This is a genomic window from Ramlibacter humi (assembly GCF_004681975.1).
In the GTDB taxonomy this organism is placed as follows: domain Bacteria; phylum Pseudomonadota; class Gammaproteobacteria; order Burkholderiales; family Burkholderiaceae_C; genus Ramlibacter; species Ramlibacter humi.
Genome location: NZ_SMLK01000004.1, coordinates 318,528 through 341,853 on the forward strand (window position 1 = coordinate 318,528; position 23,326 = coordinate 341,853).

24 protein-coding genes and 1 pseudogene are annotated in these 23,326 nt (G+C 69.2%); 9 read left to right on the forward strand and 16 right to left on the reverse strand.

The genetic code is table 11. The features are described 5' to 3' along the window. Window positions 1-3: 3 nt before the first annotated feature. The 3 genes from EZ216_RS14595 to EZ216_RS14605 form a co-directional block, all read right to left on the reverse strand. Window positions 4-825, reverse strand: coding sequence for an ABC transporter substrate-binding protein (locus tag EZ216_RS14595; RefSeq protein ID WP_135250510.1), 822 nt, complete (start codon window positions 823-825; stop codon window positions 4-6). A 72-nt stretch (window positions 826-897) separates the two neighbouring features. Next, on the reverse strand, window positions 898-1,842 hold the full coding sequence (gene ku, locus EZ216_RS14600) for a non-homologous end joining protein Ku (protein ID WP_135250511.1): 945 nt from the start codon (window positions 1,840-1,842) through the stop codon (window positions 898-900). An 80-nt stretch (window positions 1,843-1,922) separates the two neighbouring features. Next, window positions 1,923-3,185, reverse strand: a complete 1,263-nt coding sequence (locus EZ216_RS14605; protein WP_239024391.1) for an SUMF1/EgtB/PvdO family nonheme iron enzyme — start codon at window positions 3,183-3,185, stop codon at window positions 1,923-1,925. Window positions 3,186-3,392: 207 nt separating this feature from the next. On the opposite strand from EZ216_RS14605, the gene EZ216_RS14610 reads away from it, so the two are divergent. The 4 genes and pseudogenes from EZ216_RS14610 to EZ216_RS22065 all read left to right on the forward strand — a co-directional run bounded on the left by EZ216_RS14610 (window position 3,393) and on the right by EZ216_RS22065 (window position 6,259). Next, window positions 3,393-3,989, forward strand: coding sequence for a TRAP transporter small permease subunit (locus EZ216_RS14610; RefSeq protein WP_135250512.1), 597 nt, complete (start codon window positions 3,393-3,395; stop codon window positions 3,987-3,989). 30 nt (window positions 3,990-4,019) lie between these two features. Further along, window positions 4,020-5,783, forward strand: a complete 1,764-nt coding sequence (locus tag EZ216_RS14615) for a TRAP transporter large permease (protein WP_135250513.1) — start codon at window positions 4,020-4,022, stop codon at window positions 5,781-5,783. A 63-nt stretch (window positions 5,784-5,846) separates the two neighbouring features. After that, a pseudogene (locus EZ216_RS21830) lies at window positions 5,847-6,025 on the forward strand (putative Na+/H+ antiporter); the annotation flags it as partial. Window positions 6,026-6,124: 99 nt separating this feature from the next. Beyond that, window positions 6,125-6,259, forward strand: a complete 135-nt coding sequence (locus tag EZ216_RS22065) for a putative Na+/H+ antiporter (RefSeq protein WP_369126984.1) — start codon at window positions 6,125-6,127, stop codon at window positions 6,257-6,259. On the opposite strand, the gene EZ216_RS14625 is transcribed toward EZ216_RS22065, so the two are convergent. The 7 genes from EZ216_RS14625 to EZ216_RS14655 all read right to left on the reverse strand — a co-directional run bounded on the left by EZ216_RS14625 (window position 6,250) and on the right by EZ216_RS14655 (window position 14,840). Continuing rightward, the gene (locus EZ216_RS14625) at window positions 6,250-7,941 is read right to left on the reverse strand and encodes a cation:proton antiporter domain-containing protein (RefSeq protein ID WP_135250515.1); all 1,692 of its coding nucleotides are present in this window, start codon (window positions 7,939-7,941) and stop codon (window positions 6,250-6,252) included. The two genes, EZ216_RS22065 and EZ216_RS14625, sit on opposite strands and share 10 nt — an antisense overlap. A gap of 91 nt (window positions 7,942-8,032) precedes the next feature. Next, window positions 8,033-9,115: a TRAP transporter substrate-binding protein gene (locus tag EZ216_RS14630; protein WP_135250516.1), complete on the reverse strand. Its 1,083-nt coding sequence runs from the start codon at window positions 9,113-9,115 to the stop codon at window positions 8,033-8,035. A gap of 181 nt (window positions 9,116-9,296) precedes the next feature. Then, on the reverse strand, window positions 9,297-10,379 hold the full coding sequence (locus EZ216_RS14635; protein WP_135250517.1) for a TRAP transporter substrate-binding protein: 1,083 nt from the start codon (window positions 10,377-10,379) through the stop codon (window positions 9,297-9,299). Between the two features lie 176 nt (window positions 10,380-10,555). Continuing rightward, window positions 10,556-11,638: a TRAP transporter substrate-binding protein gene (locus EZ216_RS14640; protein WP_135250518.1), complete on the reverse strand. Its 1,083-nt coding sequence runs from the start codon at window positions 11,636-11,638 to the stop codon at window positions 10,556-10,558. Window positions 11,639-11,813: 175 nt separating this feature from the next. Beyond that, complete coding sequence (gene dxs / locus EZ216_RS14645) at window positions 11,814-13,712, reverse strand: 1-deoxy-D-xylulose-5-phosphate synthase (protein WP_135250519.1); 1,899 nt, start codon at window positions 13,710-13,712, stop codon at window positions 11,814-11,816. 10 nt (window positions 13,713-13,722) lie between these two features. Next, window positions 13,723-14,628, reverse strand: coding sequence for a polyprenyl synthetase family protein (locus EZ216_RS14650; RefSeq protein ID WP_205959679.1), 906 nt, complete (start codon window positions 14,626-14,628; stop codon window positions 13,723-13,725). Then, window positions 14,613-14,840, reverse strand: coding sequence for an exodeoxyribonuclease VII small subunit (locus EZ216_RS14655; RefSeq protein ID WP_135250520.1), 228 nt, complete (start codon window positions 14,838-14,840; stop codon window positions 14,613-14,615). The genes EZ216_RS14650 and EZ216_RS14655 overlap by 16 nt, the downstream gene beginning before the upstream one ends. Before the next feature lie 147 nt (window positions 14,841-14,987). On the opposite strand from EZ216_RS14655, the gene EZ216_RS14660 reads away from it, so the two are divergent. The 4 genes from EZ216_RS14660 (at window position 14,988) to EZ216_RS14675 (ending at window position 18,654) form a co-directional block, all read left to right on the forward strand. Then, complete coding sequence (locus EZ216_RS14660) at window positions 14,988-16,130, forward strand: aromatic ring-hydroxylating oxygenase subunit alpha (RefSeq protein WP_135250521.1); 1,143 nt, start codon at window positions 14,988-14,990, stop codon at window positions 16,128-16,130. Next, window positions 16,130-16,780, forward strand: coding sequence for a 3-isopropylmalate dehydratase small subunit (leuD, locus tag EZ216_RS14665; protein ID WP_135250522.1), 651 nt, complete (start codon window positions 16,130-16,132; stop codon window positions 16,778-16,780). Before EZ216_RS14660 ends, leuD begins: the two co-directional genes overlap by 1 nt. 88 nt (window positions 16,781-16,868) lie before the next feature. Next, window positions 16,869-17,759 carry a DMT family transporter gene (locus tag EZ216_RS14670; RefSeq protein ID WP_135250523.1) on the forward strand — a complete coding sequence of 297 codons (891 nt, stop codon included), beginning with the start codon at window positions 16,869-16,871 and terminating at the stop codon, window positions 17,757-17,759. A gap of 1 nt (window position 17,760) precedes the next feature. After that, window positions 17,761-18,654, forward strand: coding sequence for a sulfurtransferase (locus EZ216_RS14675; protein ID WP_135250524.1), 894 nt, complete (start codon window positions 17,761-17,763; stop codon window positions 18,652-18,654). A 63-nt stretch (window positions 18,655-18,717) separates the two neighbouring features. Here EZ216_RS14675 and EZ216_RS14680 read toward each other — a convergent pair whose 3' ends face one another. Next, complete coding sequence (locus EZ216_RS14680) at window positions 18,718-19,137, reverse strand: hypothetical protein (RefSeq protein ID WP_135250525.1); 420 nt, start codon at window positions 19,135-19,137, stop codon at window positions 18,718-18,720. Between the two features lie 9 nt (window positions 19,138-19,146). Here EZ216_RS14680 and EZ216_RS14685 point away from each other — a divergent pair, with 9 nt between their 5' ends. After that, window positions 19,147-19,602, forward strand: a complete 456-nt coding sequence (locus tag EZ216_RS14685; RefSeq protein WP_135250526.1) for a hypothetical protein — start codon at window positions 19,147-19,149, stop codon at window positions 19,600-19,602. Between the two features lie 55 nt (window positions 19,603-19,657). Here the strand turns inward: EZ216_RS14685 and EZ216_RS14690 are convergent, their stop codons facing one another. The 5 genes from EZ216_RS14690 to EZ216_RS14710 form a co-directional block, all read right to left on the reverse strand. Beyond that, on the reverse strand, window positions 19,658-20,158 hold the full coding sequence (locus EZ216_RS14690) for a hemerythrin domain-containing protein (protein WP_135250527.1): 501 nt from the start codon (window positions 20,156-20,158) through the stop codon (window positions 19,658-19,660). Next, complete coding sequence (locus EZ216_RS14695; RefSeq protein WP_135250528.1) at window positions 20,155-20,361, reverse strand: hypothetical protein; 207 nt, start codon at window positions 20,359-20,361, stop codon at window positions 20,155-20,157. The genes EZ216_RS14690 and EZ216_RS14695 overlap by 4 nt, the downstream gene beginning before the upstream one ends. 113 nt (window positions 20,362-20,474) lie before the next feature. Beyond that, window positions 20,475-21,797, reverse strand: a complete 1,323-nt coding sequence (locus tag EZ216_RS14700) for a cation:proton antiporter (protein ID WP_135250529.1) — start codon at window positions 21,795-21,797, stop codon at window positions 20,475-20,477. Window positions 21,798-21,827: 30 nt separating this feature from the next. Beyond that, window positions 21,828-22,289 (reverse strand): hypothetical protein, encoded by a 462-nt coding sequence (locus tag EZ216_RS14705; RefSeq protein WP_135250530.1) that lies wholly within the window; start codon window positions 22,287-22,289, stop codon window positions 21,828-21,830. 63 nt (window positions 22,290-22,352) lie between these two features. Further along, entirely contained in the window at window positions 22,353-23,243 is an 891-nt protein-coding gene (locus EZ216_RS14710; protein ID WP_135250531.1) for an alpha/beta hydrolase, read from the reverse strand. Window positions 23,244-23,326 lie beyond the last annotated feature (83 nt).

The following is a 23,326-nucleotide window of genomic DNA, read 5'->3' on the forward strand; positions in this document are numbered from 1 at the left end:
GGCCTACTTGTTCGCGTTCGGGAAGAACAGCTGCTCGCCGCCGATCTTGTAGGCGGAGATGGCCTGCTGGCCCGCGGGCGAGATGACCCAGTCGACGAACTTCTGCGCTTCCGCCGCCTTCACGTGAGGGAATTTCTGCGGGCTGACCGCCATCACGCCGTACTGGTTGAAGAGGCGCTGGTCGCCTTCCACCAGGATGGCCAGGTCACCGCGGTTCTTGAAGCTGAGCCAGGTGCCGCGGTCGGCCAGCACATATGAGTTGGCCTGCGCCGCGATGTTCAGCGCCGGCCCCATGCCGCAGCCGCATTCCCTGTAGCCGCTGCCCTTGCTCTCCAGGCCCGCCTGCTTCCAGTAGCGCAGCTCGGCCGCGTGCGTGCCGCTCTTGTCGCCGCGCGAGACGAAGGACGCGTTGGTGGCCGCCAGTTTCTTCAGCGCCAGGGCGATGTCGCGGCCCTTGGCGCCGGCCGGGTCGGCCTTGGGGCCCACCAGGATGAAGTCGTTGTACATGACCGGGTAGCGTCTGGGCGAGAAGCCTTCGGCGACGAACTTCTCCTCGGCCGGCTGGTCGTGCACGAACAGCACGTCGGCGTCGCCGCGGCGCGCCATGTCGATGGCCTGCCCGGTGCCCACCGCGACCACCTTCACGTCGATGCCCGTGGCCTGCTTGAACGCGGGCAGCAGGTGCGAGAACAGGCCCGACTGTTCGGTGGAAGTGGTGGACGCCATCACGATCGAAGGCGCGCCGGATTGGGCGGAAGCGAACGGCGCGGCCAGGGCCAGCAGCAGCGCGGCGCAGGCGCGGCGGGTGAAGAGGTGGGAACTCATGCCGCGAATGCTATGCGGCAGGGCATGGCCCGCTATCGGTTCTTCAACCTATGAGATGCGTTGCATACGCTCTCAGCGCTTGCGCACCGCGGGCTTCACGGCCGCGCGCGCCTTGGCGGGCGACTTCACGGCCGCGGCCTTCTTGCGTGGCGCGGCTTCTTCCTCATCGTTCGCCGCCGCAGCGCGCGGGCGTGCGGCGGCCGGCGCTGCCGCGCTCTTGCCCCGCAGGCTGCGCTTGAGCAGTTCGGTGAGGTCGATCACCTCGGCGCTCGCCGCCGGCTCTTCCTCGCCGGGCAGCGGCTGCAGCGTGGCGACGTCGCCGGCCTTCGCCTTGGCCTGCACCAGCTGCTGCAGCTTCTCGCGGAACTCGTCGTGGAACAGGCCCGGGTCCCAGGCCGCGGCCAGTTCGTTCACCAGCGCTTCGGCCATCTTCAGCTCGCGCTCGGTGGGTTCGGCCTTCGCTTCGCCGAAGACCGAAACCGGCGCCTCGCGCACCTCGTCGGCCCAGCGCAGCAGGTTCAGCACCAGGTGGTCGCCCTGGGGCAGCAGCGCGGCCAGGTGCTGCTTGGTGGAGATCACGACGCGCGCCACGCCCACCTTGCCGGTGCGCTCCAGCACTTCGCGCAGCAGCGCGAACGGCTTCAGGCCGCGCGCGCCCGGCGCGACGTAGTACGGCTTGTTGAAGAAGGTGCCCGGGATCGAATCGGCTTCGACGAAAGCCTCGATCTCGATCGTCTGCGTGGTGCGCGGCAGCGCGTTGCGGATCTCTTCCTTGGACAGCACCACGTACTGCCCGTCTTCCACCTGGATGCCCTTGACCAGTTCCTCGCGCTGCACCGCCTCGCCGGTGGTCTTGCTCACCTGCTTGTTGCCCACCGGGCTCATCGAGTTGGGATCGATGAGGTTGAACTTCGGCCGCGTGTCGGCCGTCGCGCTGTACAGCACGACCGGGATGTGCACCAGCCCGAAGCTGATGGCGCCTTTCCACACGGCGCGGGTGCTCGCAGGTGCGGCCATGCGGCCATCTTGGATGCGGTGCCGCTCAGCCGCTGTAGGCGGGCCCAGCGCGCCGCTGTCGGACGCGCGGAACCGCCGGGCTAAATGGCGCAGGTACGGAAACCGACGAAATGGTCGTCGCGGTCCGGCAAGGCCCAGCCGCGGAACTTGGGCGAGCGGATGCGCGGCCGCGTGGCGAACGAAGCGCCGCGCAGCACGCGCGCCTTCGCGAACACGGGTTCGGCTTCGTGCTCGCCATGCCGCGTCCACGCATGCGCTTCGAACCCCGGGTAAGGCCGCAGCGTGCCCGCGGTCCATTCCCACACCTCGCCCCAGCGGAAGCCGCGGCTCGCGGCGCGGTGCGCGGCCACTTCCCATTCCACTTCGGTCGGCAGCCGGCGGCCCGACCAGCGCGCGTACGCGTCGGCTTCCCACCAGCTGACGTGCATCGCGGGCTGCTGCGGCGCCATGCGCGTGGGCCGGCCGAACAGGTCCTGCAGCACCGCGCCGCTGGCCACGCCGATCTGGTCGACGTGGCGCGGGCCGCGGCGGCCTTCGCTTTGCGCCAGCCGCTCCAGCCACGCCCAGCCGTCGTCGCGCCACAGCTCCTGGCGGTCGTAGCCGCCGTCGTCGACGAACTCCACGTACTGCGACCAGCTGACCGGCTGCGCGTCGATCTCGAATTCGGGCACTTCCACTTCGTGCGCCCACTGCTCCACGTCGAACACGAAGCCGCCCTTCTCGCTGCCCAGGCGCCAGCGCGTGGCAGGCAGCTGCACCGGCTCGCGCAGCGCCAAGGCCGCCGGAAGGCGGATGGGCATCGAGAGACCGAGCGCCTGCGCCTGGCGCACCAGCTGCTCGCCGCGCAGGTCCTCGTGCAGCAGCGCGGCACGGAAGAAGAACAGGCCGTCGTCGTCCGGCCCCGCGTGGTCCAGCAGGTCCACGGTGCGCTCCAGCGTTTCCATCAGCCATGCGCGCAGCTCCGAAGGCGTGGGCAGCGGCAAGTCCCAGCGCGCATCGTGCGGCGACAGCAGCGGGTGGTACCAGCGGTCGGCCATCGGCTCGATGGAGGCGAGGCGCGGCGCATCGGCGGGGCAGCGCGCACCGAGCCCGCGGCGCGGGTTGCGCCCGATCCAGTATTCGGCGAACCATCCCAGGTGGCCGGCGATCCATTGCGGCAGCTCGAATTCGGGCCGCACGGGCACCTTCAGGCCGGCGGCCATGGCCTCGTCGTAACGCGCGAGCAACTGCAAGGTCTGGTTGCGCGCGTCCATCAGCGCCAGCGACAGCACGCCCGCGTCCGGATCGCGCAGGCCCGTCCGGCCCGCGGCCAGCGCGCCGCTTTCGGTTCGCATCGTGCCCATGGCCGATTATCGCGACGGTGCCGCGAAGGCCGCCCGCCACCCGTGCACTAAGGGGAAACCATGGGCCCTTTAGTAATCATTTCGTCAGCAACCCATCTATAGTTGCCCGACAATTTTGCGACTTCCCTTTCCCATCCGCCGGGCGCCGATCTGCACACGCAGCGAGCGCCCGGTGTCGTGTAAGCGTCGACCCATCCCGGAGCAGGCATGCAGGCACTTCTGAAACTGTCGAAGGCCATCGATTGGTTCACGGCCCACCTGGGGCGCTGGCTGATCTGGCTGATCCTCGCGTCCACCGTCATCAGCGGCATCAACGCCGTGGTCCGCAAGGTGTTCAACACCAGCTCGAACGCCTACCTCGAAGTGCAGTGGTACCTGTTCACCGCGGCGTTCCTGCTGGCCGCCGGCTACACGCTGCTGAACGGCGAGCACGTGAAGATCGACGTGATCTACGGCCGCCTGTCGCGCAAGACGCAGAACGCCATCGACATCTTCGGCTTCACCGTCTTCCTGCTGCCCATGTGCGCGGTCATCCTCTGGTTCGCCGTGCCCTTCTTCCTGCAGGGGTTCCGCTCGGGCGAGATGTCGCAGAACGCAGGCGGGCTGGTGCGCTGGCCGGTGTACCTGATGATGCCGCTGGGCTTCGCGCTCCTGCTCGTTCAGGGCGTCTCGGAGCTGATCAAGCGCATCGCGTTCGGCATGGGCCTGATCGAGGACCCGACGGCGAAGAAGGCCGAGAAGTCGGCCGAAGAGGAGCTGGCCGAGGAGATTCGCCGGCTGGCCGAAGAGAAGCCCAAGGCCTGAGGCCGCGCGCGAGAACGACGGAGAACCACGATGGCCTTCATCATCCAAAACCTGGCCCCGATCATGTTCGCGGGCCTGATCGTCTTCCTGCTGCTCGGCTTCCCGGTCGCCTTCAGCCTCGGCGCCTGCGGCCTGTTCTTCGGCGTCATCGGCGTCGAACTGGGCGTGCTGCCCGAGTCGCTGCTGCAGGCGCTGCCGCTGCGCATCTTCGGCATCATGCAGAACGACACGCTGCTGGCGATCCCGTTCTTCACGCTCATGGGCCTGATCCTGGAGCGAAGCGGCATGGCCGAGGACCTGCTGGACACCATCGGCCAGCTGTTCGGCCCGCTGCGCGGCGGCCTGGCCATCGCGGTCATCCTGGTGGGCGCGCTGCTGGCCGCCACCACCGGCGTGGTGGCCGCCTCGGTCATCTCCATGGGCCTGATCTCGCTGCCCATCATGCTGCGCTACGGCTATGACCGGCGCATCGCGTCGGGCGTGATCGCCGCTTCGGGCACGCTGGCGCAGATCATCCCGCCGTCGCTGGTGCTGATCGTGCTGGCCGACCAGCTGGGCCGCAGCGTCGGCGACATGTACAAGGGCGCGTTCATCCCGGGCTTCGTGCTCACGGGCTTCTACGTGCTGTACGTGATCGGCATGGCGATCTTCAGGCCGTCCACCGTGCCCGCCCTGCCGCTGGAGGCGCGCACCATCCGCGAAAGCGACGGCCGCAGCGGCCTGCCGTCGCTGCTCGTGCTCACCCTCATCTGCACGGCGGTCGCCTTCGTGATGGGCGAGCACTACGGCACCATCGTCGGCTGGACCCAGGGGTCCGGCCCGGTCAAGGTGGCGACCGACGAAACCATCGTCATCTCCATGGCCGCGGGCGTCATCCTGGCGTTCATCGCCGCCGTCGTGAACAAGGTCACCAGCCTGGGCCTGCTGTCGCGCATCGCCGAGCGCGTGACTTTCGTGCTCATCCCGCCGCTGCTGCTGATCTTCCTGGTGCTGGGCACCATCTTCCTGGGCATCGCCACACCCACCGAAGGCGGCGCCATGGGCGCGCTGGGCGCGCTGATCATGGCCATGCTGCGCGGCCGCCTGAGCTTCTCGCTGCTGAAGCAGGCCCTGAACACCACCACCAAGCTTTCGTGCTTCGTGGTGTTCATCCTGGTCGGCTCCACGGTGTTCAGCCTGGTGTTCCAGGGCGTGGACGGCCCGCGCTGGGTGGAACACCTGCTCACCAGCCTGCCCGGCGGCCAGCTCGGCTTCCTGATCGTGGTGAACATCCTGATCTTCGTGCTGGCGTTCTTCCTCGACTTCTTCGAGCTGTCGTTCATCATCGTGCCGCTGATCGGGCCGGTGGCCGAGAAGATGGGCATCGACCTGATCTGGTTCGGCGTGCTGCTCGGCGTGAACATGCAGACCTCGTTCATGCACCCGCCGTTCGGCTTCGCGCTGTTCTACCTGCGCAGCGTGGCCCCGATGAAGGAGTACGTGGACAAGATCACGCGCAAGACCATCGCGCCGGTGACCACCATGCAGATCTACTGGGGCGCCGTGCCGTTCGTGATCATCCAGATCGTGATGGTGGGCCTGATCATCGCGTTCCCGGGCATCGTCTCGCGCGACAAGGAAGAGAAGATCGACCTGGACAAGGTGAAGATCGAGATGCCCGCCGACACGGAGCCTGCGCCTTCCGCCGCGCCATCCGCCGGCGGTGCCTCTGACCCGCTCGCGCCTCCCCTCGAGCCCTCGGCCGACGACGAGCAGAAGAAGATGGACGAGCTGTTCGGCACGCAGAAGAAGTAAGTCCCTGGACTCGGGGGCCATGACAGGACAGCCCCCACCTCCGCCGATTGGCTGGCGGCGGCGATGTTCGCGTGCGCCCTGGCGCACACGAACATCGCCCGCCAGTTCGAGCGACTGAGCGCTCGCTTCCCCCGTCACGAAGGCCTGTTCCACCTGCTGGGCGAAGTGGAGGTCGTGTTCGGCTTCTGGTCGCTGCTCACCATCCTGGGCCTGGCCCTGCTGGGTGCGCCCGCGGTGGACTACCTGGAATCGCGCCAGTACACCGAGCCGCTGTTCGTGTTCGCGATCATGGTGGTGGCCGGCTCGCGGCCGGCGCGGCGGCGGGCGGCGGCCTCACGGTCATCGCCAACGCGTCGAATCCGGCCGGCGTGGCTTTGCTGCGCCCCGGCTTCAACGACGGCACCATCGGCGCCGGCGGGCTGCTGCTGGGCGCGCTGGCGCCCACGGCGGTGGCGGTGATCGCCTTTCAGGCCTGAGCGCAGCGCGCGACCACGTAGTCGGTCATCGCGCGGGCGAGTTCGCGCTCGCCCAGGAACACCTTGCCGGACAGCTCGTTCTCCAGCAGCTGCGCCTCGGCCTCGTTGTGGCTGCGTACCACGACTTCGATGCCGGGATTGAGCAGCCGCGCGTTCTTGGCCATCTGCCGCACACCCAGGGTGTCGGGCGTGGCGATCACCAGCAGCCGCGCGCGCGCCACATGCGCCTGCACCAGCACTTCGGCCAGCGCCGCGTCGCCCGCCACCGCGGGCACGCCTTCGGCGCGCAAGCGTTCGACGATCTCGCGGTTCTGTTCCGCGACCACGTAGGGCACGCCCGCCGAGCGCAGCGCGTGCGCGATCTGGCGGCCGACGCGGCCGCAGCCCACCAGCACCACCTGCCGCTCGAGGAACTTCCCTTCGGTGTCCATCGGCAGTTCGGCCAACGGGTCCTGGCGCGCGTTGAGGTCGCGCGCGAGTTGCGAGTTGGCCAGCAGCCATTTCTGCGCCGGCTCGACCATCCTGAACAGCAGCGGGTTCAGCGCGATGGACAGGATAGCGCCCGCCACCACCAGGCTCTGCGCTTCGGGCGGCAGCACGTGCAGCGCGCCGCCCAGGCTGACCAGGATGAACGAGAACTCGCCGATCTGCGCCAGGCTGGCCGACACCGTCAGTGCCGTGTGCAGCGGGTAGCGCAGCACCAGCACCACCAGCAGCGCGGCGACCGACTTGCCCAGCACGATGACCGCCGTGACCGCCAGCACGCGCAGCGGCTGCTCCACCAGCACCACCGGGTCGAACAGCATGCCGACCGAGACGAAGAACAGCACGGCGAAGGCGTCGCGCAGCGGCAGCGATTCTTCCGCCGCGCGGTGGCTGAATTCCGATTCGCGCAGCACCATGCCGGCGAAGAACGCACCCAGCGCGAACGACACGCCGAAGAGCTTGGTCGCGCCGTAGGCGATGCTCACCGCGGCCGCGATCGTGCACAGCGTGAACAGCTCGCGCGAACCCGACTTCTGCACCTGCCACAGCGCCCACGGGAACACGCGGCGGCCCACCACCAGCATCAGCGCGACGAACACGGCGACCGACGCCAGCGTCATGAGCAGGCTCTTCCAGAGGCTGGCGCCACCGCCGTCGCCTCCCTCGCCGCCGGCCAGCGCCGCCAGCGGCGGCAGCAGCACGAGCACCAGCACCATCGCCAGGTCTTCGACCACCAGCCAGCCCACGGCCGCGCGGCCATTGAAGCTGTCCAGCACGCCCAGCGATTCCAGCGCGCGCAGCAGCACCACCGTGCTGGCCACCGACAGCGCGATGCCGAACACGATCGCGGCCCGCAGGTCCCAGCCCCACCAGGTGGCCAGGCCCGCGCCCATCGCCGTGGCGGCGAGCATCTGCACGATGGCGCCGGGGACGGCCAGGCGTTTCACCGCGAGCAGGTCGCCCAGCGAGAAATGGAGCCCGACGCCGAACATCAGCAGCATCACGCCGATCTCGGCCAGCTGCGAGGCGAGCGAAGTGTCGGCCACGAAGCCGGGCGTGTACGGCCCTATCAGGATGCCCGCCAGCAGGTAGCCCACCAGCGCGGGCAGTTTCAGGCGGGCGGCGATGAAGCCGAGCAGCAGGGCCAGGCCCAGGGCGGCTGCGATGGTCGCGATGAGTGGCACATGGTGATCCATGGCCTGAATCTAGCCGAGGGCAGCCCATCTCCCGCGCGACGGCAAAGAAAAAGGGGCCGAAGGCCCCTTTTTCGAATCCAAGGCCGGCGCCTCAGATCTTCACGCCCGTCATGTAGTTGTCGTAACGGTATTCCGAGAAGCGGGTCCACAGCAGCTGGTCGCGCTGGAAGGCGCGCATGTCCTGGTGGATCTTCTTGAACATCTCGTCCTTGGCTTCGTGCTCGGCGAACACTTCCATGGAAGCCTTGAAGCCGGCGTCCATCAGTTCCTTGGAGAACGGCTTGAGCTGCGTCTTGGCGGCCACCAGGCGCTTGAGCGCCGCGGGGTTCACCGCGTCGTACTTGGCGGTCATGTCACGCGCGGCCACCTTGGTGGCGGCATCCACGATCGCCTTGTTTTCCGGCGACAGCGAGTCCCAGGCCTTGGTGTTCACGAAGAACTCCAGCTCGGCGCCGCCTTCCCACCAGCCGGGGTAGTAGTAGAACGGGGCGACCTTGTTGAAGCCCAGCTTTTCGTCGTCGTACGGGCCGACGAATTCGGTGGCGTCCAGCGTGCCCTTTTCCAGCGCCTGGTACACCTCGCCCGCGGGCATGTTCTGCGCCACCACGCCCAGCTTGGCCATCGCCTCGCCGAACAGGCCGCCGCCCATGCGCATCTTCAGGCCCTTGAGGTCGGCGACGGTCTTGATCTCCTTGCGGTACCAGCCGCCCATCTGGGTGCCGGTGTTGCCCGCGCTGAAGCTCTTCATGTTGTAGCGGCCGTAGAACTCGTCCATCAGCTTGCGGCCGTTGCCGTGCTCCATCCACGAGTCCATCTGGCGCGCCGTCAGGCCGAAGGGCACCGCGCAGCCGAACGCGAAGATCGCATCCTTGCCGGTGAAGTAGTACGGCGCGGTCTGCGCCATCTCCAGCGTGCCGTTCTGCAGCGCGTCGACCACCCCGAACGCGGGCATCAGCTCGCCGGCCGCATGCACGGACACCTCGAACTTGCCGCCGGACAGCGACTTCACGACTTCCGAGAATTTCTGGGCGCTGCCGAAGATGGTGTCCAGCGACTTGGGGAAGCTGGAAGCCAGGCGCCAGCGCACGGCGGCCTGCGCGTGCACGGCGGGGGCGATGCCCGCGGCCAGCACGCCGGCGATGCCGGCCTGCTTGATCAGGGAACGACGGTCCATTGGATGGGAACTCCTGTTTGAAATTGGCGGTAAAACGCGGCGGCGATGATGGGCTGCGCGGCCGCGGAAGGCTGACGGAAGTCTTGCGGCGGTTGCAGCGGCAGTACTCATGCTGCGGCGCATCCAGATGAAAAAAGCCGCACTTCCGTGCGGCTTTCTCGAGCGGTCGAATGCTTTTGGGTCAACCCAGTTTCTGGCTTTGCATGAAGCGGTCGAAGCCGGCTTCGGTGAAGCGGAACCACAGGTTCTGGTCGGCGCGGAACTTGGTGAAGTCGGCGTACACCTTCTTCCAGTTCTCGTTCTTGGCGGACAGCTCGTCGTACAGCTTCATCGACTCGCGGAAGGCGACGGCCATCAGGTCGGCCGGGAACGGGCGCAGCTTGGCGCCCGCGCCCACCAGCTGCTTCAGCGCGACGGGATTGCGCGCGTCGTAGCGGGCCTGCATCTCCACGTGCGCCTGCGCGCTGGCCGATTCCACGATCGCCTTCTGCTCGGCGTTCAGCGCGTCGTACGCCTTCTGGTTGACGTACAGGTCCAGCTGCAGGCCGCCTTCCCACCAGCCCGGGTAGTAATAGAAGGGCGCGACCTTGTTGAAGCCCAGCTTCTGGTCGTCGTACGGGCCGATCCACTCGGCCGCGTCGATGGTGCCCTTCTCCAGCGCCTGGTAGATCTCGCCGCCGGGGATGTTCTGCGGCACGCCGCCCATGCGCTCCAGCACCTTGCCGGCGAAGCCGCCGATGCGGAACTTCAGGCCCTTGAGGTCGTTGACGTTCTTGATTTCCTTGCGGAACCAGCCGCCCATCTGCGCGCCGGTGTTGCCGCACGCGAAGTTCACGATGTTGTACTTGGCGTAGAACTCGCGCATCAGCTTCAGGCCGTTGCCCTCGAAGGTCCACGCGCTCATCTGGCGGCTGTTCAGGCCGAAGGGAATGGCGCCGCCGATCGCGAACGTTTCGTCCTTGCCGAAGAAGTAGTACGGCGCGGTGTGCGCCGCTTCCACCGTGCCCTGCTGCACGCCGTCCACCACGCCGAAGGCGGGCATCAGCTCGCCGGCCGCGTGCACCGAGACTTCGAACTTGCCGCCCGACAGGGCTTTGACCTTCTGCGCGAACACCTCGGCGCCGCCGTAGATGGTGTCCAGCGACTTGGGGAAGCTGGAGGCCAGGCGCCAGCGGATGGCGGCCTGCGCGTGCGCGGCCGGCGCCGCGCCGGCGGCGAGCACGCCCGCGATGCCGGCATGCTTGATGAGGGAACGGCGGTCCATGATGTATCTCCTGTGGTGTTGTTTCGAGCGCGCGCGATCAACGCCGCGCGATCTTCCGGTTCGGTTCGCGGGCGAGGCTGTCAGCCGCCTGACAGATCCGGCGCGACGTCAGGAGGACGTCAGGCAAAAAAAGAGCCGGGCATCGCCCGGCTCTTTTGGATGGAAGGAAGCCGCGTTCAGAGCTTCTGGCTTTGCATGAAGCGGTCGAAGCTCATCTCGGTGAAGCGGAACCACAGGTTCTGGTCGGCGCGGAACTTGTCGTAGTCCGCGTAGATCTTCTTCCAGCTTTCGTTCTTGGCGTTGAGTTCGCTGTAGACGGTCATCGCGGCCTTGAACGAGGCGTTCATCACGTCGTTGGGGAACGGGCGCAGCTTGGTACCGGCGCCCACCAGCTGCTTCAGCGCGGTGGGGTTCAGCGCGTCGTAGCGGGCCTGCATGGTGACGTGGGCCTTGGACGCGGCCGCTTCCACGATGGCCTTGTACTCGGGCGTCAGCGCGTCGTACGCCTTCTGGTTGATGAAGAAGTCCAGCTGCGGGCCGCCTTCCCACCAGCCGGGGTAGTAATAGAACGGCGCCACCTTGTTGAAGCCCAGCTTCTGGTCGTCGTACGGGCCCACCCACTCGGCCGCGTCGATGGTGCCCTTCTCCAGCGCCTGGTAGATCTCGCCGCCGGGGATGTTCTGCGGCACGCCGCCCATGCGCTCGAGCACGCGGCCGGCGAAGCCGCCGATGCGGAACTTCAGGCCCTTGAGGTCGGCAACGCTCTTGATCTCCTTGCGGAACCAGCCGCCCATCTGGGCCCCCGTGTTGCCGCCGGGGAAGTTGATCATGTTGTACTTGGCGTAGAACTCGCGCATCAGCTTCAGGCCGTTGCCCTCGTACATCCACGCGGTCATCTGGCGGCTGTTCAGGCCGAAGGGGATGGCGCAGCCCAGGGCGAAGCACTCGTCCTTGCCGAAGAAGTAGTAAGGCGCCGTGTGCGCGCATTCGATGGTGCCCTGCTGCACGCCGTCGACCACGCCGAAGGCCGGCATCAGCTCGCCGGCGGCATGGACGGAGACCTCGAACTTGCCGCCCGACATGTCCTTGACCGACTTGGCGAAGGTGTCGGCCGCGCCGAAGATGGTGTCCAGCGACTTGGGGAAGCTGGAGGCCAGGCGCCAGCGGATGGCGGACTGCGCGTGGACTACGGCCGGGGCGACGCCCGCCGCCAGCACGCTGCCGATGCCGGCGTTTTTGATCAGGGAACGACGATCCATGGGGTCTCCTCTTGGTACGAATAACGGATGACAACGAATGTCGCCGCCATTCTAGGAATGACCACACTTAGGTACTCAGGGGTTTTCCCTTGCGGTTCATCGCGAACACTTTCGTTGAACCGCGGCGTGTCAGAAAAACTTCAGCCTTCGGGCACGCGCGACGCGCGCATCGCGTTCAGCCCACGACCTTGAGCGAAGGCGTGCCGCGCGAAGCGAGTTCGCCGAACCGGTCACGCACCGAGCTTTCGATGCCCGCGGCATCCAGTCCCTGCAGCGAGAGCAGCTTGGCCGGGTCGCCGTGCTCGATGAAGACGTCGGGCAGCCCCAGCTGCAGCACCGGCTTGACGATGCCCGCGGCCTGCAGCGCTTCCAGCACCGCGCTGCCCGCGCCGCCCATCACGCAGCCTTCTTCCACCGTCACCAGCGCTTCGTGCGATTGCGCGAGTTCCAGCAGCAGCGCGGTGTCCAGCGGCTTGGCCCAGCGCATGTTGGCCACGGTCGCATCCAGCTTCCCGGCCGCCTGCAGCGACGGGTGCAGCAGCGTGCCGAAAGCGAGGATGGCGATGCCGCCCTGCCCCGCCGCGCGCCGGCGGCGCACTTCGCCCTTGCCGAAAGGCAGCGGCTCCAGCCCGGGCTGCGTCTCCACGCCCACGCCCGCGCCGCGCGGGTAGCGCACGGCCACCGTGTGGTCCTGCCCGAACGCGGTGGTGAGCAGCTGCCGGCATTCGTTCTCGTCGGCGGGGCACGCCACGCTGACGTTCGGGATGCAGCGCAGGAAAGCGATGTCGTACGCGCCCGCGTGCGTGGCGCCGTCCGCGCCCACCAGGCCCGCGCGATCCAGCGCCAGCACCATCGGCAGCTTCTGCAGCGCCACGTCGTGGATCAACTGGTCGTACGCGCGCTGCAGGAACGTGGAGTAGATCGCCACCACCGGCTTCAGCCCTTCGCAGGCCAGGCCGGCGGCGAACGTCAGCGCGTGCTGTTCGGCGATGCCGACGTCGAAGTAGCGGGCGGGGAAGCGCTTCTCGAATTCCACCAGGCCCGAGCCTTCGCGCATGGCGGGCGTGATGCCCACCAGGCGTTCGTCCCTGGCGGCCATGTCGCACAGCCACTGGCCGAACACCTGAGTGAAAGTCTTCTTCGGCGGCGTGGCCGGCGCGGTGAGGCCCACTTTCGGGTCGAACTTGCCGGGGCCGTGGTAGGCCACCGGGTCGGCCTCGGCCAGCTTGTAGCCCTGGCCCTTCTTCGTCACCACGTGCAGGAACTGCGGGCCCTTGAGCTGGCGGATGTTCTCCAGCGTGGGCACCAGCGAGTCGAGGTCGTGGCCGTCGATGGGTCCGATGTAGTTGAAGCCGAACTTCTCGAACAGCGTGGCCGGCACCACCATGCCCTTGGCCTGCTCCTCCAGCCGCTTGGCCAGTTCGAACAGCGGCGGCGCGACCTTCAGCACGTTCTTGCCGACGTTCTTGGCGGCCGAGTAGAACTGGCCCGACATCAGCTGCGCGAGGTAGCGGTTGAGCGCGCCCACCGGCGGGCTGATCGACATGTCGTTGTCGTTCAGGATCACCAGCAGGTCGCTGTCGGCGACGCCCGCGTTGTTCAGCGCCTCGAACGCCATGCCGGCGGTCATCGCGCCGTCGCCGATGATGGCGACGCTCTTGCGGTCTTCGCCCTTCTGCTTGGCGGCCACCGCCATGCCCAGCGCGGCGGAGATGCTGGTGGACGAGTGCGCGGTGCCGAACGTGTCGTACTCGCTCTCGTCGCGGCGCGGGAAGCCCGACAGGCCGCCCAGCTGGCGCAGCGTGGGCATGCGCTCGCGCCGGCCGGTGAGGATCTTGTGCGGGTAGGTCTGGTGGCCCACGTCCCACACCAGCCGGTCTTCCGGCGTGTTGTAGACGTAGTGCAGCGCGATGGTCAGTTCCACCGTCCCCAGGTTCGACGACAGGTGGCCGCCGGTGCGCGAGACGCTGTCGAGCACGAACGCGCGCAGTTCGTCGGCCAGTTGCGGCAGCTGCCCGCGGGCGAGCCGGCGCAGGTCCGCCGGCGAATGGATGGTTTCGAGCAGGGTTGCCATGGATGCGTGTTCAGTTGTCCCGTTCGACCACCATGCGGGCCAGTGCGCGCAGCGCGCGGGTGTCTTCCAGGCCGCTGGCGTCCAGCGCGCCCAAGGCGTCGGCCAGCAGCTCGCGCGCGTGTTCGCGCGAACGCTCCAGGCCCAGCAGCGAAACGTAGGTGGGCTTGTCCTGCTCGGCGTCCTTGCCCGCGGTCTTGCCCAGCGTCTGCGAATCGGCCGTGACGTCCAGGATGTCGTCCACCACCTGGAACGCCAGGCCGAGGGCCGCGCCGTAGCGCGCCAACGCCGCGGACGAGCTGGCGGATGCGCGCCCGCAAGCCGCGCCCATCATCACGCTGCCTTGCAGCAGCGCGCCGGTCTTCAGGCGATGCATGTGGCGCAGTTCGTCTTCGGTGAGCGAGCGGCCGACGCTGGCCAGGTCGATGGCCTGGCCGCCGGCCATGCCGTGCGCGCCCGCGGCCTTCGCGAGCAGGCGGCACAGCGAGGCCTGCACGGCCACCGGAACCACGTCGCCTTCGGGCGCGAGCAGTTCGAAGGCCAGCGCCTGCAGCGCATCGCCCGCGAGCAGCGCCTGCGCCTCGCCGAACTTCACGTGCACCGTCGGCTTGCCACGGCGCAGCACGTCGTTGTCCATGCAAGGCAGGTCGTCGTGCACGAGCGAATACGCATGGATCAATTCGACCGAGCAGGCCGCGCGCATCGCGGCGCCTTCGTGGCCGCCCACCGCTTCGGCCGCGGCCAGCACCAGCAGCGGGCGCAGGCGCTTGCCGCCATCGAGTACCGCGTAGCGCATGGCCTCGCCCAGGCCCGCGGGCCCGCCCACGTCCACCCAGCCGGACAGCGCGGCTTCCACGCGGCCGAGGCGGTCACGGGTCCAGCCCGCGAAATCGAGCGATCCCGTCACTGCGGCGTCCACGGCTTGAGCGTGCCTTCGTCCAGCACCTTGATCTGGTTCTCCACGGCTTCCAGCTTGCCGCGGCAGAACGCCAGCAGCTCGGCGCCGCGCTGGTAGCCGGTGAGCAGCTGTTCGAGCGGAAGCTGCCCGGACTCGATCACCTGCACCAGCTGCTCCAGCTCCTCGAGCGCCGCCTCGTAGCTGGCCGGGGGCTTGAACGGGTCCTTGGGCATTTCGGTTTTCTGTCGGGCAAAGGGTGGATTTTAGGCCCCCGCCCACCGCTGAACCCCGCGGGTACAATCCCCGTCCCCTTCGCGCCCCGGCCTTGGCTTCAAGCGCATCCCTGCCCCTTCATAGGGGGAGTCTCTAGGTCAGGTGAAATGTCTGATTTAAGTCTTCAGCTCCAGCAGGCCCAAAGCCAACTGCCCGTTTCCAGCTACTTCGACAACGCGCTCTTCAAGCGCGAGATGGAAACCTTTTTTCATCGCGGCCCGCGTTACGTGGGCCACTCGCTCGCCGTGCCGGAGGCCGGCGACTACTACGCCTTGCCCCAGGAAGGCGAAGGGCGCGCGCTCGTGCGCACGCCGAAGGGCGTCGAACTCGTCTCCAACGTCTGCCGCCACCGCCAGGCCGTCATCCTGCGCGGCAGCGGCTCGGTCAACGCCGAGTCGGGCGGCAACATCGTGTGTCCGCTGCATCGCTGGACTTACAGCGCGGGCCAGTCCAGCGTGCCCGCCGGCGCGCTGCTGGGCGCGCCGCACTTCGCGCAGGACCCGTGCCTGGACCTCAACCGCTGGAAGCTGCGCGAGTGGAACGGCCTCTTGTTCGAGGACAACGGCCGCGACGTCGCCGCCGAGCTGGCCGGCATGCGCGTGCTCAAGGAGCTGAGCTTCGAAGGCATGGTGCTCGACCATGTCGAGCTGCACCACTGCGACTACAACTGGAAGACGTTCATCGAGGTCTACCTCGAGGACTACCACGTCGGCCCCTTCCACCCGGGCCTGGGCAACTTCGTCACCTGCGACGACCTGCGCTGGGACTTCCACGAGCAGTACTCGGTGCAGACCGTGGGCGTGGCCAATCGGCTGGGCAAGGCCGGCAGCCCGGTGTACGAACGCTGGCACAAGGCGCTGATGGACTTCCGCGGCGGCGTGCAGCCCAAGCACGGCGCGATCTGGCTCACGTACTACCCGCACATCATGGTGGAGTGGTACCCGCACGTGCTCACCGTGTCCACGCTGCACCCCGTCTCGCCGCAGAAGACGCTGAACATGGTGGCCTTCTTCTACCCCGAAGAGATCGCCGCGTTCGAGCGCGACTTCGTCGAGGCGCAGCGCGCCGCGTACATGGAAACCTGCGTGGAAGACGACGAGATCGCGCTGCGCATGGACGCCGGCCGCAAGGCGCTGCTGGAGCGCGGCGACGACGAGACCGGCCCCTACCAGAGCCCGATGGAAGACGGCATGCAGCACTTCCACGAGTGGTACCGCCGCCAGATCGGCTCGCAGGGGCCCGCCGCCTGATGCCTTCGTTCCCGGGCGGCCTGCACGCGGGCCTGGTGGTGCCGCTGGACCGCCCGAACGTCGACACCGACGCCATCTTCCCGAAGCAGTACGGCCGGTCCACGGCGCGCACCGGCTATGGGCCCATCGTGTTCGACAGCTGGCGCTACCTGGACCCGGGCGACCTGGACTCCGACCATTCGAAGCGCCGGCCGAATCCGGACTTCGTGCTCAATCGCGCCGACCTGCGCGGCGCCACCGTGCTGCTCGCGCGCCAGAACTTCGGCTGCGGCTCCAGCCGCGAGCACGCCGTCTGGGCGCTGCGCGACTACGGCTTCCGCGCCGTGCTGGCGCCGAGCTTCGGCGACATCTTCCGGCAGAACTGCCCGCTGAACGGCGTGGCCGCGCTGGTGCTGGCGCCGGCCGCCATCGACCGGCTGTTCGCCCTGGCGCAGGCCAGCGCGCTGCGAGTGGACATCGACGTGAATGCATGCGAGGTGCGCGCGGGCGCGGATGCTTCCAGGTTCGCGCTCACCGCGCGCGAGCACCTGCTGCTGACCGAGGACACCGACTGGATCGGCGCGACGCTCGCGCAGCGCGCGCGAATCGAAGGCTTCGAGCGCGAGCGCCTCGCGCGCCAGCCTTGGCTGGACCGCAGGTTGCCGGGATGACGAGCCCCACCCCGCGTCATTCCCGCGAAGGCGGGGATGACCCCGCAAAGGTTCACGGAGTCTTCGTCGTGCAATCCGGAACCTCCTGATGCAAGCCCTCTGGATGCTCCTCGCGTCGTTCTTCTTCGCCACCATGGCGGTGGCCGTGAAGATCGCTTCGCAATGGTTCAACCCCGCCGAGCTGGTGTTCTGGCGCGGCGTCATCGGCATGTTGTCCATGTGGCTCTTCGCGCGCCAACAGGGCGTGAGCCTGCGCACCGGGCGGCTGGGCATGCATGCTTGGCGCAGCATGGTCGGCGTGCTGTCGCTCGGCGCGTGGTTCTACGCCATCGCCGGCCTGCCGCTGGCCACGGCGATGACGCTCAACTACATGAGCAGCGTGTGGATCGCGGCCTTCCTGGTCGGCGGCGCGCTGCTGGCGTGGAACCCGGCGGCCGGCGCCTTGCGGCAGGGCCCGCTCGCGCTCGCGGTGCTCGCCGGCTTCGCGGGCGTGGTGCTCATGCTGCGGCCCACGATGGAACAGCAGCAGGTGTTCGCCGGCGTGGTGGGCCTGCTGTCGGGCCTGCTGTCCGCTTTCGCGTACCTGCAGGTGATGGCGCTCGGCCGCGTGGGCGAGCCGGAAGCGCGCACGGTCTTCTTCTTCGCGGTCGGCTCCACCATCGCGGGCGGCGCGGGCATGGCCGTCACCGGCGTCTCGGCGTGGGACTGGGGCCATGCGCTGTGGCTGCTGCCGGTGGGGCTGCTGGCTTCGCTCGGCCAGTGGTGCATGACTCGCGCGTACAGCCATGAGGCCACTCTGGTGGTGGCCAACCTGCAATACTCCGGCCTTGTCTTCGGCGCCGTGTACAGCGTGCTGCTTTTCGGCGAGGCCCTGCCGCCGCTGGGCTGGCTGGGCATGGCGCTGATCGTGGCCAGCGGCGTCGCCGCCACCGTGCTGCGCGAGCGCGCGGCCCCCAATTCGCCCGCCGAGGAGCACTGAGATGTACACGACCCTGATCACCGCGGAACAGCTGCGCGCGCTGCGCGATGCCGGCGCGCGCCTCATGGTGTTCGACTGCAGCTTCGACCTGATGAACCCCGCGGCAGGCGAGGAGCAGTACCACCAGTCGCACATCCCGGGCGCGGTGTACGCCAACCTCAACACCGACCTTTCGGACGAAGGCGTGGTGGAACCCGACGGCACGCACCACCCGCACGCCGACGCCGCATCGGGCGGCCGCCATCCGCTGCCCAGCCGCGAGAAGTTCGCGATGTGGCTCAGCCGCGTGGGCTTCGCCAACGGCATGCAGGCCGTCGTGTACGACCGCCAGGGCGCCAACTACTGCGGCCGCCTGTGGTGGATGCTGAAGTGGGCGGGCCACGATGCGGTGGCCGTGCTCGACGGCGGCCTGCAGGCCTGGCAGGCCGCGGGCGGCGAAGTCACCGGCGTGGAAGAAGCCGCGCACTTCCAGTCCAACTTCCAGCTTGGCAAGCCGCTGCGCCGCCTGGTCACGGGTGACGAAGTGGCCGCATCGCTCGAGAGCGGCCGCCAGACGCTGGTGGACGCGCGCGCCGCGCCGCGCTACCGCGGCGAAGTGGAGCCGCTCGATCCCGTCGCGGGCCACATCCCCGGCGCACTGAACCGCCCGTTCGCCAGCAACATCGGCGCCGACGGCCGCTTCAAGCCCGCGGCCGAACTGCGCGCGGAATTCGACCAGCTGCTGCAAGGCCGCGATCCCGCGACCGTCGTCCACCAGTGCGGCAGCGGCGTCAGCGCGGTGCCCAACCTCATCGCGATGGAGCTGGCGGGCTTCGGCCCCACCGCGCTGTACGCGGGCAGCTGGAGCGAGTGGAGCCGCAACCCGAAGCGGCCGGTGGCCAAGGGCGACCGCTGAACGCGGTGCCGCCATGAAAAAGGCCGGGCGATGCCCGGCCTTTTGTCTTCCTGGACGAAGCGATCAGCGATTGCCGACGCTGCTGCCCGTCGTGCGGTTGGTGCTGCCGTTCGCCGCGGCGGCGGAAGCCGCGGCGCTCGCGCCCATCGCGGTGCTGCGGTCCGTGGCACCCAGGCCGCCATGCAGGCCAGTGCCGGGTTCGGATCCTTGCGGACGGCCGGAAGCGACGTCCATGCCGCGGCCACTCGTGCCGACGACGGCACTGCCGCCCGAGGAACCCGCGGTCGCTTCGGCACCGCGCGGGCCCGAAGAGCCGCCCGGGGGACCATCACCCTGCTGAGGCGCCGCCTTCGACGTCGGCGTGCCCGAACCCGGGCTGCCGAGTGCGTTGGGATTGGCCGTGGCGCCGCTCTCGGCGCCGCGCTGGCAACCGGCCAGCGCGGCAGCCGTGGCGATCACCAGGGCCAGGCCGCGCAACCTCATCACTTGGTCGTGCTGGTCGTGCTCGGCGACGAGCTGGAAGAGCTCATCGAGCCGGAGCTGCCGGTGCTGGAACCGGCGGAGCCACCCGTGCTGCCGCCAGCGCCCATGCTGGACGACGAGCCGGTGCCGGAGCCCGAAGAACCGCCCGACGAGGGACTGGTGCTGCTGCCCGCGCCCATGGACGTGGAGCCGGAACCGCCGGAAGCCGTGCTGGAGCTGCCCGGCGTGCTGCCGGCGCCGGCCGTGCTGCCTTCGGAGCCGCCGCGGTTGCAGGCGGCCAGCGACATGGCGGCGGCGATGGCGACCGCGATGGCGGCGCCACGGGAAAGTTGGGAAGCGATCATGGAGGTACTCCTGGAGGTTCGTCGTTGGGAAGAAGAGAAACGGCAGCTCTTGCCGCTGCCTGACTCCACTTTATGGACCGGTCCCGGCCCGGCTGTCGTCTCGTACTGTCGAAGCCTGTAGGACAACCGCAGGGCGCCTGCAAACGGCCGCGCCACGCGGCCGTCGAGCCTGGCGCTCAGGCCATCATCGAGGCGAGCAGCTCTTCGCGCAGCGCCTCGGGCACCGCCTGCAACTCGCGGCGGCGCTCCCTCAGCCGCTCGGCCATGCGCTGCAGGTCCAGCCCGCTGCGGCGCACCTTCGGGAACATCGCCTCGGTCTCTTCGCGCACGTGGTGCGCGACGTACTCGCCCAGCACCGTGACCTTGGCGTCGTACAGCTGCTCGTGCGGGTCCATCGAGAGGATCTGCACGATCAGGTCGCGCGCGCTGGCGTGCTCGACCTCGGCCTCGTCCATCAGGTCGTCGTCGCGGATCGCGTCGCGCACCGCCGGGTAGAAGACGTCTTCCTCCAGCTTGGCGTGGATCGTCAGCTCCATGCAGATCTGTTCGGCCAGCGCCTTGCGGCGCGCGTCGGGCGCGTCGTTGGCGGCGAGCTTGCGGTATTCCAGGAACAGCGCGCGCACCTGGCGGTGGTCGGCGTCCAGCAGGTCCAGCGCGTCCGGCGGGTTCGCGCTCATGCGTCCCCCTCGCGGCCTTCGCCGGCTTCGGTGTCCGTCTTCCGCTCCTGCTTCATCGCCGGCTGCGTGGGCGCCTCGCGCGTGCCCTTGTTGCCGCTCTCGGGCGTGCCCGCGTCGTCCGGCTGCATGTCCGCATTCGGGGTGCGGCCGGTGTCCCGGGACGGCTGCGCTTCGCGCGCGCCCGGCTTGTCCTCTGAATGCATGGTTCACTCCTGCTGGTCATGCTGTCGCAAGACTCTAGGCAACCGGGGTTCCCACCCCCTGTCAGCCTGCCTCTGCCGGTGCTGTAGGACGGCGGCACCGCGCGCCGCGAGGCTCAGCGAACGCGCGCCACGCGGCGTTCGTAGGCGGCCATCAGCGGTGTCACGGAAATGCCATGCACCAGGACGGACGTGACCACCACCGAGAGCACCAGCGCGGCGAATTGCGCCGCCAGCACGGGCGGCAGGCCGTGGTTGATGGCGTACATCAGGTAGTAGAGCGAGCCTATGCCCCGGATGCCGAACCAGCCGATCAGCCAGCGCCGCGGCCGCGCCAGTCCCGTGCCCGCCAGCCCCACCATCACGGACACGGGCCGGATCGCCAGCAGCAGCAGCGCCACGAACCACCACTGCGCATGCCGCCACTCCACCGCCCACAGCAGCGCGCCGATGGCCACCACGGCCGCCATCTCGCCCACGCGCTCGATCTGTTCGTTGAAGCCCAGCACCGCATGCGCCATGTACGCGGGCGCGTGCTTGCGGTCCACCGCCAGTTCTTCGGCCGCCGACTTGTCGGGCACCGCGGCGGCCTTCTCCACCGCCTCGCGAGTGCCCTTGCCGCCGCCGCCCTCCGCCTGCACCAGGCGGCGCAGCGCCACGCCGGCCGCGAACACCGCGAGGAAGCCGTACGCGTGCAGCAGCAGCGCCAGGCCGTACGCCAGCGCGATCAGGCCCAGCGACAGGAAGTCGTCCGTGCCCACCGCTTCGCGGTGCTCGCGCCGCAGGTGAAGCACCAGCCGGCCGACCGCGTGGCCCAGCCCCGCGCCGATGGCCAGGCCGCCGGCGACGGCCCACAGCAGGTCCACCGTGAACCAGCGCCATGCGAACCCGCCCGTCTCGTGCAGCCCGAGCAGCGACAGGCCCAGCATCACGAACGGGAAAGCGGTGCCGTCATTGAGGCCGCCTTCGCCGGTGAGCGCGAAGCGCAGTTCGTCGCGATCGGTAGGTGCATGCACCTGCACGTCGGAGGCGAGCACCGGGTCGGTGGGGGCGAGGATGCCGCCCAGCAGCACCGCGGCGCCCGGGGGCAGTCCCAGCAGCGCCCAACCGATGAAGGCGATGCCGCCGACGGTGACCAGCATCGACAGCGTGGCCAGGCGCACCGGCAATCGCCAGCGCTTGTCCTTCAGTCCGGGGGTGAGCTTCAGGCCCGCGGTGAACAGCGACACCAGCACCACCACTTCGGTGAGGCGCTCGAGCAGCACGGTGTGGGTCAGCGGTCCGGCCTGGACCCAGTCCAGGCCGAGCGGGCTCACGGCCAGCCCCACCGCGACGTACAGCATCGCGGTGGACAGCGGCAGGCGGGCCAGCACGGACCCGCCGAGCGCCATGAGGATCAGCAGCAGGCCGGCGAGCAGGGACCAGAGCGCGAACCCCATGCGCGCGATGGCCCTTGCCGCCGCCGCGCGTCAGCCGCGGCGCGGGCCGGCGTCCTTGGCGCCGGGATCGCGGGGGCCGTTGCGGTTGGACAGGCCCGCGCCCGGGGCCTTGCCCACGTCGCCGGCGTCGCCGCCTTGCGCCTGCCACGTGCCGCCCGTGCGCGCGTTGTTGCCGCGCGGGCGCAGCTCGTCGCCGTCGTCCAGGTTCACGCTGCCGCCGCCCATGGGCTTGTCGTCGGCCGCGCCGTGGTCGCGCTCGTTCATGCCGCTGGGCGCGACCAGGTCGCGCTGCTCGTCGCTGGTGAGGCCCACCTTGCCGGGGCCGTCACCCGCGTAGTTGCCCGCGCCGGGAGCCGGTTGGCCCTGCTCGTCGCCGGCGCCCCGGCCGCGCGCGCCGGGCTGGCCGCCGGTGGCGTCACGTTCCACGTCGGGGCTGGGACGGTCCGCGGACTTGCGCGGAACGCCCTCGGGGGATCGGGTCTGGTGGGTCATGGAGGTTTCCGTGGCTTCGTGTGCGCGGCGCGCGTGGCACCGCATGCCTCCATGCTCGGTCGCTCAACCGGCCACGGGTGTAGGCGGCGCGCCGGACGCCGCGTAGGAGACCGGGGCCGCGGCCAGGCCCGCCAGGCCGATCAGCGCGGTGGCCACGTGCCGGCGGAACGAGGGATGCTCGTGCACGTCCGAGTGGCCCGCGCCTTCCAGCAGCAGCAGCTGGCACTGCGGCAGCACCTGGCGGATCGCCTCGCTGTGGTGATGGGGGATCAGTTCGTCCTTGTCGCCGTGCACCAGGATGACGGGGCCCTTCAGCTTGCTCGCGTGGTCCACCGTCTGCAGCGGGTAGCGCAGCACGCGGCTGGGCACCCACGGGTAGTGCTCGTCCGCCACCGCGCGCATGCTGCTGTACGCGGAGATCAGCAGCGTGAGGTCGGGCGTGCAGCCCGCGTCGCACAGTTCCGCCGACAGGCCCGCGGCCAGGCCGGTGCCCAGCGACTGGCCGGAGATGACGATGCGCTTGCCTTCGTACTGCGTGGCCACCTCGTTCCACACCGCGCGCACGTCGGCGCGCAGCTGCGCCTCGCTTTCGATGCGGCCGCCGCTCTTGCCGTAGCCGCGGTAGTCCATCATCACCACGTCGAAGTTCAGCTCGCGGAAGGCATCCAGGCCGACGAACCACTTGCGCAGGTTGCCCGAGTTGCCGTGCAGGTAGAACACCACGCCCTGCGGGTCGGGCAGCTTCAGCTGCGCCACCGACAGCTTCGCGCCAGGCACGTCGACGCCGAACTCGCGCACGTCGGGATCGGTGAAGAGCGGCTCCTCCGCCGGCAGCAGTTCGGGCTCGAACAGCAGGCGCTCCTGGCGGAACCAGAGCCAGGCGATGGCGGCGCCGTACAGCACCGCGCCCAGTGCGGCGGGGGCCGCGATCAGAGGGACGAGCAGCTTGCCCATGGCACGTCCTCCCGTTGCATGCAGTCATCGCGCCTGCGCGCGGTCAGCCTTGTTGGAACTGCCATGGCCTTCTCCCATCGCTC